This window comes from Streptomyces sp. NPDC001270 (assembly GCF_042896695.1).
Taxonomy (GTDB): Bacteria; Actinomycetota; Actinomycetes; order Streptomycetales; family Streptomycetaceae; genus Streptomyces.
In genome coordinates this window covers 47,766-60,268 of the sequence record NZ_JBIAXM010000043.1, presented here as the reverse complement: position 1 = coordinate 60,268, position 12,503 = coordinate 47,766, and the positions used below count along the sequence as shown (strand labels likewise).

General features: G+C 70.2%; 8 protein-coding genes. 4 read left to right on the top strand and 4 right to left on the bottom strand.

What is annotated here, in order from left to right; genetic code table 11:
• Positions 1 to 820 precede the first annotated feature (820 nt).
• Both ACFY2B_RS40470 and ACFY2B_RS40465 read right to left on the bottom strand, forming a co-directional pair.
• Positions 821 to 1,072, bottom strand: coding sequence for a hypothetical protein (locus ACFY2B_RS40470; protein ID WP_390768058.1), 252 nt, complete (start codon positions 1,070 to 1,072; stop codon positions 821 to 823).
• A 702-nt stretch (positions 1,073 to 1,774) separates the two neighbouring features.
• Positions 1,775 to 2,950 carry a hypothetical protein gene (locus ACFY2B_RS40465; protein WP_390768057.1) on the bottom strand — a complete coding sequence of 392 codons (1,176 nt, stop codon included), beginning with the start codon at positions 2,948 to 2,950 and terminating at the stop codon, positions 1,775 to 1,777.
• A gap of 184 nt (positions 2,951 to 3,134) precedes the next feature.
• Between ACFY2B_RS40465 and ligD the strand changes: the two genes are divergently transcribed.
• Positions 3,135 to 4,223 carry a non-homologous end-joining DNA ligase gene (gene ligD / locus ACFY2B_RS40460; protein WP_390768056.1) on the top strand — a complete coding sequence of 363 codons (1,089 nt, stop codon included), beginning with the start codon at positions 3,135 to 3,137 and terminating at the stop codon, positions 4,221 to 4,223.
• Between the two features lie 86 nt (positions 4,224 to 4,309).
• Here ligD and ACFY2B_RS40455 read toward each other — a convergent pair whose 3' ends face one another.
• Positions 4,310 to 6,457: an OmpL47-type beta-barrel domain-containing protein gene (locus ACFY2B_RS40455; protein WP_390768064.1), complete on the bottom strand. Its 2,148-nt coding sequence runs from the start codon at positions 6,455 to 6,457 to the stop codon at positions 4,310 to 4,312.
• 44 nt (positions 6,458 to 6,501) lie between these two features.
• Positions 6,502 to 8,988 (bottom strand): ThuA domain-containing protein, encoded by a 2,487-nt coding sequence (locus tag ACFY2B_RS40450; protein ID WP_390768055.1) that lies wholly within the window; start codon positions 8,986 to 8,988, stop codon positions 6,502 to 6,504.
• Positions 8,989 to 9,177: 189 nt separating this feature from the next.
• Between ACFY2B_RS40450 and ACFY2B_RS40445 the strand changes: the two genes are divergently transcribed.
• From ACFY2B_RS40445 to ACFY2B_RS40435, 3 genes are all read left to right on the top strand, one after another.
• Positions 9,178 to 10,155 (top strand): multicopper oxidase domain-containing protein, encoded by a 978-nt coding sequence (locus tag ACFY2B_RS40445; RefSeq protein WP_390768054.1) that lies wholly within the window; start codon positions 9,178 to 9,180, stop codon positions 10,153 to 10,155.
• 166 nt (positions 10,156 to 10,321) lie between these two features.
• Positions 10,322 to 11,263: an ornithine cyclodeaminase family protein gene (locus ACFY2B_RS40440; RefSeq protein ID WP_390768053.1), complete on the top strand. Its 942-nt coding sequence runs from the start codon at positions 10,322 to 10,324 to the stop codon at positions 11,261 to 11,263.
• Positions 11,264 to 11,367: 104 nt separating this feature from the next.
• Entirely contained in the window at positions 11,368 to 12,405 is a 1,038-nt protein-coding gene (locus ACFY2B_RS40435; protein WP_390768052.1) for a LacI family DNA-binding transcriptional regulator, read from the top strand.
• Positions 12,406 to 12,503: the final 98 nt, after the last annotated feature.

Genomic DNA, 12,503 nt, shown 5'->3' with positions numbered 1-12,503 from the left:
GCCGTTGCGAGGGTGTCCAGGTCTTTCGTCACACATCGACAATGGGCGCCCTCGCGCCATGCCCGCAGGCGAACCCTTGGACTCATTCATCTAGCGCCCTGCGGCCCGCCCCTGTGGAGCGGGAGACAACGTCCGATGACGTACGGGGTCGTAGGCCGCCGTTTGGGAAGCCGTGGATGTCTGCTGGCGAACCTGACCTGAGGTGCCCTGAGTTGGGTCCATCCGAGCCATACGAGTCCGCTCCGACGGCGGGCTGGCCACGGCGGGAGCGCCCGTCGCTTGCCTCGCGCGCAATGTGCTGCCCAGGCTCACGCTGAACTCTTCCAGCGCATCCCCGCCGGCATGTGCTGCAGCCCCCCGTTCAATCTGCTCCTTGAGTGTCTGGGCAATCGCCGTCTGGGCCACCAGGGGAAGACTTCGCGGGCCGGTGGGTGTCGTCATCGTGTGACCTCCAGTGGATTGGTTCTCCCAGCGGTTTCCGTGAGTCAAGACGGAACCGGGCAGCGGACGGTTCACTCCGGTCGAGGTCCGCGGCACGCACCGCCCAGTGGCGTGTAGGTGCCGGACAGCCGCTGAGGCGTCGATCTGGCGACAACGGCACGATCCACGCCCACCGGACATCAGTCAACGACACGCGTCAACCGGACGATCAGGTGATCCCGCAGAAAGCGCCCTGTGTGATGTCACTCAAGGTGACGGACTCCTAATTCGGTCGAACTGAGTTCACGCGGATCAGCGAGTACAGACCCCATGTAAAAAATCGGGCGACAAGGGCGTTTGGGTCGCCCGGGAGGGCTCTCAAAGAACCGGCCGGTGCCGGTCACCACTCCATCGTCCGGCCGGCCCGGGTCGTCTGCCCGGTCGCTGAACGCGACCGGTACCAGCGTGCGGCGACCCGCTTCATCTCCGGGTCGCGCATGGCTTCGATGCGCTTCATGACGATGTCCCGGCCCGGGTCCACGGCGACGATCCGCGCGTCCATGCGCTTGTACCGGGCGAGCCGCTTGGCGGTGGGCATGGTGTGGACCAGGTAGACGTCGACCTGGTCCCGCAGCTCGAACGCCTCGCGCATCGCGGCGTAGCGGCCTTGTGGGCGACGCGGAGTTGCAGCGGGTCCTGGTTCCAGGACGGGGCGCCGGGGCCGGACAGCGCGCGGGTGATGCGGTCCAGGTCGATGACGATGTCACTCGGCTTGGCGTGCGTCTCGATCCACGACGACTTGCCCGCGGCCGGCGGACCGGTGATGACGTACAGCACAGGGGAGGGCCTGCACCGGCACGACCCGCCGCGTGATCCCGTCCGCCGACGAGGCGGGGTTCTCGTCGACCTCCGGCCGATCCGTCTCGCAGACCACGCAGACGTCCCGGGTGTTCTCCTTGCTGCACACCGGGGACTTCCAGGCCGGGCCGATGCGGAGCTCGCCGGCGAATTGGAGAGCGAGTCGGAGGCTCCTGGTGTGCAGCCTCCGGTGCGGTCGGTAGGGGAGCGACGACCCCATGCCGGCTAGTAACGGTTCAGTGACGATGTGTGTTTATTCTGATCGTGGGAGTCGATTTCTGTCGCATTGTGTGTAGGTCGCACACGTGATGCGTGTGTGGCACCCGAGACCCACCGTGAAACAGGGGAAAGAGAATGATCTGGGTCATTCTCGCGGCTGGGTTCGGCGTCGCAACAGTCATCGCGTATGCGCTGCTTTTCCGGCGGGCGAGGCAACTCGCCCGGCAGCTCAGCGACATGCGTGCCGAGCACAACAGTGAATTGGTACTGCGCGCCCTCAAGGAGGCGCCCGACCACCCGTGGCAGACGGCTGCCGCCGTGAACCCAACGAATTCTCAGGAGGGGGACCTGAACCCGTCCGCCGTAAACGGCACTTGGGGCTCTGCATGGGCGGCGCCGTCGCCGTCGTTGGCGCCTCCACCACTGCAGCACGCAAGGCCGTACGCAACCACCCCGCGGCAGGGGCCGCGGTAGCAACGGCAGCCGTAGCGGCCTTAGCCGTAGCGGTAGTGATCCACCAGACGACGGACGACGGCGACCGGGCGCAGCCTTTTGTACCGACACAGATCGCCTTGTACCGACACAGATCGCCACCGGCACCCGTCTTCCCGCTGCACCGTCCGCCAGTGCCCACCGGCCGTCCGCGTCTGAGCCATCGGGCATCGCCCTCCCATCGGCCGGCGCCCCGAGTCCTTCGCCTGACGCGCCGAAGGAGCCCCCGCCGACGAGACGCCTCCCGACCTGCCACCTCCCACAGGCACGCGGCCATCGGGTGACGGGCCCGACTCGGATCCGCCCGGTGGCGGCAGCGCCGGCCCGCTCGACGACATACCGACAGCAACATCCCCGCCGGCACCAACGCCTTCGGCGGCACCCGCGCGATGTCTCTGGTGGGCGCTGTCGGGGCGGCTGGAACGCGCGGTCTGTTTCGCGGGAGGCGGATGACACCAGCCCTCACCGAGAGAAGGAGCAAGTGGCAGAGATCAAGAAGATCACGCTGCGAAGCGGTACCGTCCGGTACCGCTTCGTGGTCGACATCGGCTATGAGCCGAAGATGGACCCGGTAACCGGCGATCCGGTCGTCGACGGGAAGTCCGGGAAGCCGGTGATGCAGCGCAAGCAGCTGACCGTCACCAAAGACACCCTTAAGGAAGCGAGGGCTGAACTCGCGCGGATCCAGAACGAGCGCGACAGCGGCAAAGTACCTCGCGGTGAACGGCGTCCCGGACGTCGTGCTCGCGGCCTGGGCGGGGCATACGAATGCGGCCTTCACGAAGGCCAAGTATGTGGCTCCGGATGCCGAGGATCTTCGTCCGGCTGCCGCCGCTCTCGACCGGCGGCATGGTCTCCCGTCGCCGTCGCCGTCGCCGTCGCCGTCGCCGTCGCCGTCGCCGTCGCCGTCGCCGTCGCCGTCGCCGTCGCCGTCGCCGTCGCCGTCGCCGTCGTCGGCCACGTCGCCATCGCTGTGAGGAGATGTGAGAAACGATCAAGGAATGGTAGGTGAGAAAGCCATCTGACCTGCGGTGGAACATTTTCCCGCAGATCCATGCTCCGATTCTGCGCACGGTCGCCCATTCCCGCACCCGCCCGGTGCGTTCCGGTGTGCGAGGTGTACGCGCTGCGCCTACCGTGGCCGCATGGGTGACGCGGTGGAACTGGAGGCGGCCGGCCGGACCGTACGGCTGTCCAGCCCGGACAAGGTCTTCTTCCCGGAACGCGGTTTCACCAAGCTGGACCTCGCCCAGTACTACCTCGCGGTCGCCCCCGGCATCCTGCGCGCCCTGCGCGACCGCCCCACCACCCTGGAGCGCTACCCCGACGGCGTGACGGGCGAGTCCTTCTTCCAGAAGCGGGCGCCCAAGAACATGCCCGGCTGGATCCCGACCGCCCACATCACCTTCCCCAGCGGTCGCAGCGCCGACGAGATGTGCCCCACCGAAGAGGCCGCCGTCCTGTGGGCCGCGCAGTTCGGCACCCTGACCTTCCATCCCTGGCCTGTGCGCCGCGACGACGTCGACCGCCCCGACGAACTGCGCCTCGACCTCGACCCGCAGCCCGGCACCGACTTCGCCGACGCCGTGCGCGCCGCCCACGAACTGCGCGCGGTCCTCGACGAGTTCGGCGGGCTGCGCGGCTGGCCCAAGACCTCCGGCGGTCGCGGCCTGCACGTCTTCGTGCCGATCGAGCCGCGCTGGACCTTCACCCAGGTGCGGCGCGCGGCCATCGCCGTGGGCCGGGAACTGGAACGCCGGATGCCGGACCAGGTCACGATCAGGTGGTGGAAGGAGGAACGCGGCGAACGCATCTTCGTCGACTACAACCAGACCGCGCGCGACCGCACCATCGCCTCCGCCTACTCCGTGCGCCCCCGCCCGCACGCCCCGGTCTCGGCCCCGCTGCGCTGGGACGAGGTGGACCGGGTCCAGCCCCGGGACTTCGACCTCGCGACCATGCCCGCACGCTTCGCCGAACTCGGCGACGTGCACGCGGACATGGACGAACACGCCTACTCCCTGGACACTCTGCTCGATCTGGCGCGGCGGGACGAGCAGGACCACGGTCTGGGCGATCTGCCCTACCCGCCCGAGTACCCGAAGATGCCGGGGGAGCCCAAGCGGGTGCAGCCGAGCCGGGCGCGCAAGGCGAAGGCGGCCACCGGCCAGGAGGAGCCGGCCGCGGGCAAGGAGAAGCCGGCCGCGGGCAAGGAGAAGCCGGCCGGGTCCTGACGGCCGGCCGGCTCCTCGTCCGCTCGGTTCCTCGTGCCGCGCCGTTCCCTACGGGTCCGGCGCGCTTCCTCGTCCTCCGCGGCCTCCTACAGGTCCTTGATCCGGACGTCCCGGTAGGAGATCACGTCCGACGTGCTGTGCACCTGCAGTCCGATGTAGCCGGAGGCGAACCGCCGCCCGTCGGTGCCCGGATCGTCCGAGCGGGGCGGGGTGAAGGTCTGGCCGCCGATGTTGTCGAACTCGTTGATCAGCACGCCGTTGCGGTAGACGGAGTAGTGCTGGTCGACCACGCGGATCTCGTAGTCGTTCCAGGTGCCCTTCTGCGTCACACCGGCACCGGCGAGACCGACCCGGTCGAAGCCGTAGATCGAACCGGTTTTGTACATGTCGCCGTCGGGCCGGTCGAACACCTGCACCTCATGCCCGTACTTGATGGCGACCCACTCCGGCCGCGACTCCTCCGGGTTGTCGTGGACCTGCGGGAACCGGACGAACACACCGGAGTTGGCGTTGCCCGTGCCCGGAGCGTCGTCACGCCACTGGAGCCGCAGCGAGAAGTCGCCGTACTTGCGCTCGGGGAACCACAGCATCCCCAGGCCGTCCTTGCTGGTACCGCTGGTGATCGACCCGTCGCCGTTCAGCGCGAACGAACCACCGCCCACCTGCTCCCACTTGGCGAAGGAGTCGGCGGTGCCGTCGAGGATCGTGCGGTAGCCGGTGGTCTGGCCCGGCTTGCCGATGCCCGACTGCCGGGCGGCCTTCTGGATGGTGTTGTACTCCCGCTGGTCGATCACCCCTTCCTTGCGGAGCCCGTCCAGGACCGTCTTCACGTGCTTGAGGAACAGCGCCTGGGAGGTCCACTCCTTCTCGTCCTCGATCAGCTCGTTGATGCGGCACCGGTTGTTGGTGACCCGGTTCGGCACCCCGGTGTCGACCGTCCCGACGATCACCGTCAGCCGCTCGTCGTACTCCGGGCAGCCGGGCGCGGGCACGCCCCCGCCCGCGACCACCGTGAAGCTCACGGAGCGCGGCTCGGCGGTGTTGCCCGCCTTGTCGGTCGCCCGGTACGACACGGTGTGCGCCCCGGCCCGGTCCACCACCACGGGGCCGGTGTACGCCAGGTAGGGCCCGCCGTCCAGCGAGTACTCGACGGCCGCGACGCCCGAGCCGCCCTCGTCCGCGGCGGTCACGGTCACCTTGGCGTTGCCCACGTACGCGCCGTCCGAGTTGCGCGTGCCGTCGACGCTCACTCCGGTGACCGGTGGGGTGGTGTCCTGCGGGGGCGCCGAGACCACCGTGAACTGCACGCTCTTGTCCGCGGCCACGTTGCCCGCCTTGTCCGTGGCCCGGTAGCGGACGGTGTGGTCGCCGGTCTGGTGCACCATCGCGGGCCCGGTGTACGGCTGCCAGGCACCGGAGTCGACCGCGTACTCGATGGTGTTGACCCCCGACCCGGTGTCCGAGGCGGTGACCGTCACCGTGGCCATGTCGATGTACGCGCCTGCGGCGTCGCGCTCACCGCTGACCGTCGCCGAGGTCTCGGGCGGTGTCGTGTCGTCCGAGGGCGGGGCGACGACGGTGAACTCGACGTTCTTCTCCGCGGCCACGTTGCCCGCCTTGTCGGTCGCCCGGTAGCGCACCGTGTGTGTGCCCACCTGGTCGATCACGACGGGCGCGGTGTACGGCTGCCAGGCGTCCGAGTCGTCGACCGCGTACTCCACGCGGTCCACGCCGGAGCCCGCGTCGGTCGCCTCGATCGCCACGCTCGCGGAAGCGACGTACTCGCCCTGCGCGTTCCTGGTGCCGTCGACCGTGGCCTTGGTCTCGGGCGGTGTGCTGTCCGGGCCGCCGCCCTCGGTCACCACCAGGACGCCCTGCATCTGGGTGTGGCCGGGGATGGTGCAGTGGTAGAAGTAGCGGCCCGGCGTCAGGTTCACCTCGACGGAGTGCCGGCCGCCCTGGTCGTCGAACGGGTTGGCGAGGATGTTGACCTGGACGTCGCTGTTGTACTCGGGGTCGGAGTTCACGAAGGTCAGCGTGTGCGGCATGCCGGTGGTGTTGCCGGTGGCCGCGCTGTTCTCGAACACGATCGTGGCCTGCCCCGCGACCGCCGTCGTGGGCGCCGACCCGTACTTGGTGATGTCGTCACCCGCGGTCCAGGTGAGGACCTGCTCGGCCGCCGCCGGCGCGGCACCGCGTCCGGCGGCCGGCACCGCCTGCACCCCGAGCAGCATGAGGACGGCGGCCAGCAGGGCCGTGAGGAGTCTTCGTCGTCGTATCACTTCGCCCCCCTGGCGAGTTGGTCGGCGGGCGGCGTCGGACCGCCGCCGGTGTACGTCACCCGCCACAGCGCCGACTTGGAGTCCGAGGTGAAGAAGCCGCGCCCGTAGTCGAGGACGTAGAGCGAGCCGTCCGGACCGAACTTCCAGTCCATGAGGTTCTTGATGCCGTCGTTGCCGATCGGCACGATCTTCTTCAGGGACTGCGAGTGCACCGGCAGCCCGCCGTCACCCTGGGTCTTCGGATCCATGACCACGGCGTTGCGCGGCTGGTCGGCGTCGTAGAAGTCGCCGATGAACCACTTGCCGTCCCAGTACGCGGGCCACTTCACGGCACTGGTGCTGCTCGCGTCGTAGCGGTAGACGGGACCGTTCATCGCGGCCTGCCCGCCGCCCTTGAGCCACGGCAGCCGATAGGTGGCTTCCTCCTTCTTGTACGAGGGGATCCCGTTCGCGTCACGCGGGTAGTCCGGGCCACCGCCCTGCGGCGAGTACCAGACGTTGTTGCCGGTGACCGGCGGGAGGTTGACGAGTCCGTCGTTGTTCGGCGACTCGTTCTTCGGGTGGTCGCAGTCGTACCAGCCCAGCGGCTTCGACGGATCGGGCAGGTTGCGGTCCCGGTAGGGCTGCTTGTTGCCCATGCAGTACGGCCAGCCCCGGTTGCTCGCCTTGGTGATGACAGCGAACGTGTCGTACTTCGCCGGGCCCCAGGTGGTCGACGGCTCGCCCGCGTCCGGGCCGACCCAGCCCGCGTACAGGATGTCCGTCGACTTGTCGACGGATATGCGCGCGGGGTTGCGCACACCCATCACATAGATCTCACCGCGTGTCTTGCCGCCGCCCTCGTCGGTCTCCTTGCCGGTGAAGAGGTTGCCGTCCGGCAGGGTGTACGTGCCGTCGGCCTCCGGGTGGATGCGCAGGATCTTGCCGTTGAGGTTGTTGGTGTTGCCCGCGGTGCGGCGCGCGTCGGCGAACGACACCCCCTTGTAGTTCGGCTGCGGGTTGTTGCCCGAGTACCCGTCGCTGAACTGGCTGGAGTTGTTGTCACCGGTGGCGATGTACAGGTTGCCCTTGGAGTCCCAGGCCATCCCACCGCCCGCGTGGCAGCAGCTGTGCACCTGCACCGGCCACTTGAGCAGCACCTTCTCACTGCTCAGGTCCAGCTTGTCGGTGGCGAGGTCGAGGGTGAAGCGGGAGACCCGCCGCTCGGCCATCTGGGTGTCGCGGTTGAGCTGCGCATGGGGGGTGTAGTGCAGGTACACCCAGCCGTTCTGCTCGAAGCGGGGGTCCAGCTCGATCCCGAGCAGCCCCTCCTCGACCTTGACCAGCTCGTCGCCGCCGCCCTTGTTGCCGAAGACCGTCAATTCGCCCGCCAGGGTGACCTGCTTGGTCTTCGGGTCGTAGACGTGGATCTGGCCCTTGCCCTTGCCCACGTCCGGGTTGTTCCAGTCGGTGATCACGGGCTGCGAGGAGTCCGCGCCGCCGCGGCCGATGTACAGCACCCGCCCGTCGGGCGCGGCGACCATGCCGTGCGGCTCGCCGATCTGGTCGTTCTGCCCGGGTTTGTTGGGCTGGGTGAGGCGTTCGGCGTGGTAGTTGGCGTTGATGGTGGCCTTGCAGTCGGCCTGGGCCAGCCGGGTGGTCCACAGCAGGGCGCCGCGCAGATGGGCCCGGAAGTCGCTCTCGTCGTACGACGACACCGTGCCGCCCATGCCGGTGTAGAAGGACCGGCCGCCGTCGTAGTCCCGGCACCAGCTGACCGGGTGGTCGGCGCCATTGGCGCCGGTCCCGGGCCGGTACGTCGACTCGCGCACCCGGGCGACCGTGTGCACGTCGCCCGACGGGTTCTTCACCCAGTTGAACCACTGGTCGGGCCGCTTCCATTCGAGCGGCAGGCTCTGGGTGGCCGGATTCAGCCGGTCGCCCACCTCGACCGTGGCCCGCTGGGCCGCCGTCGGACTGGACGAGGCCGGCCGGGCGCCGATCAGACCGGTGAACCAGTCCGAGTACGGTTCGGCGCGGGCCGCGTCATGGATGCCGACGAAACCGCCGCCCGCCTCCATGTAGGTTTCGAGGCCCGCTTCCTGGTCCGGGTCGAGGACGTCGCCGCCGCCGGTCAGGAAGACGACGGAGTTGAAGCGGCCGAGCTTGGTCGCGTTGGTGAACACGGCCGCGTCGTCCGTGGCCTCGACGGTGAAGCGCTCCTTCGCGGGGCCGGACAGACCGATCTTCTCGATCGCCTCGATCCCCGCGTTCACCACCGGTGACTCGTCCCCGGCGGCCGCGGACCCGTAGAACAGCAGCACTCTTACGTTGGCGCCGCCCGGCGGCGACTTGATCGACATCGTTGTCAGGGACGGGTCAGGGGCCGGCCGCGCGCTCGCGGCCGGGCCCGAGAGGAGTCCGGCCGCGACGATCCCCGCGGTCACGGTGGCCGCCCAGGCCCGTCTCCTCCTGCTTCTGGCGCTCAACCCTCGTAAGTGCATGGGCACCTCCTCGGTCACGGCAACAGCGCCAAGAAAGCTAGGCGGCTTTTCACGACTCGCCAATACCTATGACCGTAATCAAACGAACTTTGTCCTTAGAGTGGATAAACGGCCGCCGGGCCGGTACCGTCGCACAGGTTCATCACAGGTGCACCTCCGCAAAGTCCTTACCAGGGTGGGGAGTTCCGCATGGACAGACGCGCGTTCAACCGCAGGGTGCTGCTGGGCGGCGCGGCGGTCGCGACATCGTTGTCCCTGGCGCCCGAGGCCGTCAGCGCGGTCACACCGCCGCGCACGGCACCGGCCGGTGGCGAGGTCAGACACATCAAGATCTATGCCGAGAAGCTGGCCGACGGGCAGTTGGGCTACGGCTTCGAGAAGGGGAAGGCGTCGATCCCCGGCCCGCTCATCGAGCTGAACGAGGGCGACACGCTGCACATCGAGTTCGAGAACACCCTGGACGTGGCCGCGAGCCTGCACGTCCACGGCCTCGACTACGAGATCTCCAGCGACGGCACCAAGATGAACAAGAGCGATGTCGAACCCGGCGGCACCCGCACCTACACCTGGCGCACCCACGCGCCCGGCCGCCGCTCGGACGGCACCTGGCGGGCGGGCAGCGCCGGCTACTGGCACTACCACGACCACGTCGTCGGCACCGAACACGGCACCGGCGGCATCCGCAAGGGCCTGTACGGTCCGGTCGTCGTCCGGCGCAAGGGCGACATCCTGCCCGACCGGACGCACACCATCGTCTTCAACGACATGACCATCAACAACCGTTCGCCGCACACCGGACCGGACTTCGAGGCGACGGTGGGCGACCGCGTCGAGTTCGTGATGATCACCCACGGGGAGTACTACCACACGTTCCACATGCACGGTCATCGCTGGGCAGACAACCGCACCGGGCTGCTCACCGGCCCCGACGACCCCAGCCAGGTGATCGACAACAAGATCGTGGGCCCCGCGGACTCCTTCGGCTTCCAGGTGCTGGCGGGGGAGGGAGTCGGCGCGGGCGCGTGGATGTACCACTGCCACGTCCAGAGCCATGCGGACATGGGGATGGTGGGTCTGTTCCTGGTGAAGAAGCCGGACGGAACGATTCCCGGGTACGAGCCGCACGCGCCGGAGCCGCATGGAACAGGTGCTGCGCACAAGCATTGAGCGGTTGGCTGGGGGCGCCGGGGTACCGGTCGACCGGCCGGTGCGTGCCGGCCGGTCGCTTCCCCCCAAGTTCTCGGCCTCGCTCGAACAGTGGGACCCCGTTTCCCCGCGCCGCTTCCGGGGCACCGGCGGACCTGAGCCGCCTTCGGCGGGGGATCATGGCGGGATGACGCGCGTACTGACCCGGACCGATCTGGAAGCCGTGCTGGACCCCGCGGCCTGCATCGAGGCTCTGCGGGACGGGTTTCGGACAGCCCCTGGCGCGGCCGTCGCGGGGCGGCGGGTGCGTGCCGACCTGCCGTTCCCGGGAACGGTCATCGCCCTGCTGCCCGGAGTGCTCCCCGGCATCGAGGCGTACACCGTGAAGGTCAACGCCAAGTTCCCGGCGGGGCGGCCCGCCCTGCGCGGGGTGATCTGCCTGCACTCCGGTGCCGACGGCGAGTTGCTGGCACTGCTGGACTCCGCCACGGTGACCGCGTGGCGCACCGGGCTGGCCGCCGCCCTGGGCACCCAGGTGCTGGCCGGGGCCGCGGCCGACGGCGTCCTCGGGGTGATCGGGGCCGGAGCCCAGGCCGAACTGGTGGTGCGCGGCCTGCGCACGCTGGGCCACGGCAGTGAACTCGTCGTCCACGACACGGACCCCGTGCGGGCCGCCGCGTTCGCCGACCGGCACCGCGGCCGGACCCTCACCTCCGCGCAGCAGGTCGCCGGCGCCGCCGACGTGGTGCTGCTGGCGACCTGGTCCCGCGCCCCGCTCCTCGCGCTCGCCGACACCCGGCCCGGACAGCACCTCACCAGCCTGGGCGCGGACGAGCCCGGCAAGCGGGAACTCGCCGACGACCTGCTCGACGCCGCGCTGCTCGTCGTCGACGACCGCGAACTGGCGGCGGAATCAGGGGTGCTGGCGACCGCCGGGCTCCCGGAGACGGCGGTGGACGCCACCCTCGGCGAGATCCTGGACGGCACCCGCCCCGGCCGGACCACGCCCGGCCCGCGCTCCGTCTACGCCCCCGTCGGGCTGCCCTGGCAGGACCTGGCCCTGGCCTGGATCGCCCACCGGGAGGCGCGGCGGCGGGGCATCGGCCACCGGATCGACCTGCTGGCCTGAGCGGCGACCGGGCCCGGCGGCGGGGGTCCGCGGGCCGGAACGCTCGCACTCCCGTGTGCGGCCCGGAGCTATCCTGAGCCGGAGCCGCCGAGGGGAGTCTGGCCGTGTCCGAGACAGCGCCGCGTCCCACACTGGAGGCCGTCGCCGCGCTGGCGGGGGTGTCACGGGCGACCGTGTCCCGGGTGGTCAACGGCGGGGACGGGGTACGGGAGCCCTTGGTGCAGCGGGTCCGGCGGGCGGTCGAGGAACTCGGGTACGTCCCCAACCGCGCGGCGCGCAGCCTGGTGACCCGGCGGCACGACGCCGTCGCCGTGGTCATCGCGGAACCGGAGGCCAGGGTCTTCGCCGACCCCTTCTTCAGCATGCAACTGCGCGGGATCAGCAAGGAGCTGACCGCGCACGACATCCAACTCGTGCTGTTGCTGACGGAAGGCCGGGACGACCATCCGCGGGTGGCCCGCTACCTCACCGGCGGACACGTCGACGGCGCGCTCGTCTTCTCGCTCCACATCGACGACCCGCTCCCCGGCCTGATCAGGGGCGCCGGAGTGCCCACGGTCGTCGGCGGGCGCCCCGACTGGAACGACGAGCCGGAGCGTTCGGTGTACGTCGACTGCGACAACCGGGGCGGGGCGCGTGCCGCCGTACGCCATCTCGCCGGGCTCGGCCGGACCCGGATCGCGCACATCACCGGTGCCCTGGACCAGACCTCCGCGGTGGACCGGCTGGACGGCTTCCGGGACGCCATGGGGGATTCCGATCCACGGCTGGTCGTGGAGAGCGACTTCACCCCGGGCGGTGGGGAGCGCGCCATGCGGGAACTCCTCGACCGCTGCCCGGACGTCGACGCCGTGTTCGCCGCCAACGACCTCACCGCCTCCGGTGCCCTGCGCGTGCTGCGTGAGAGCGGCCGGCGAGTGCCGGAGGACGTCGCCGTGATCGGCTTCGACGACGTGCTGCCGGTCACCGAGCAGACCGAGCCGCCCCTGACGACGGTCCGCCAGGACATCGAGGAGATGGGCCGGCTGATGGCCCACCTGCTGCTGACGGGGCTCGACCGCGGCCACCGCGGCAAGACCGGGCCGGACCTCCCGCAGAGCGTGATCCTGCCGACGACACTGGTACGGCGTGCCTCCGCCTAGCGCCGGGGGGGGGGGGGGGGGGGGGGGGCGGGCGGGGCGCGCGGGGGGCGGGGGGGGGGGGGGGGGGCGGGGGGCCGCGGGGGGGGGGGGGGGGCGCG

What these genes read in the sequence shown, in the direction of transcription:
- ACFY2B_RS40455 (WP_390768064.1), bottom strand. Translation starts at nt 6,457, where the DNA reads ATGCTGCTCGGGGTGCAGGCGGTGCCGGCCGCCGGACGCGGTGCCGCG.
- ACFY2B_RS40470 (WP_390768058.1), bottom strand. Translation starts at nt 1,072, where the DNA reads ATGCGCGAGGCGTTCGAGCTGCGGGACCAGGTCGACGTCTACCTGGTC.
- ACFY2B_RS40440 (WP_390768053.1), top strand. Translation starts at nt 10,322, where the DNA reads ATGACGCGCGTACTGACCCGGACCGATCTGGAAGCCGTGCTGGACCCC.
- ligD (WP_390768056.1), top strand. Translation starts at nt 3,135, where the DNA reads ATGGGTGACGCGGTGGAACTGGAGGCGGCCGGCCGGACCGTACGGCTG.
- ACFY2B_RS40450 (WP_390768055.1), bottom strand. Translation starts at nt 8,988, where the DNA reads ATGCACTTACGAGGGTTGAGCGCCAGAAGCAGGAGGAGACGGGCCTGG.
- ACFY2B_RS40445 (WP_390768054.1), top strand. Translation starts at nt 9,178, where the DNA reads ATGGACAGACGCGCGTTCAACCGCAGGGTGCTGCTGGGCGGCGCGGCG.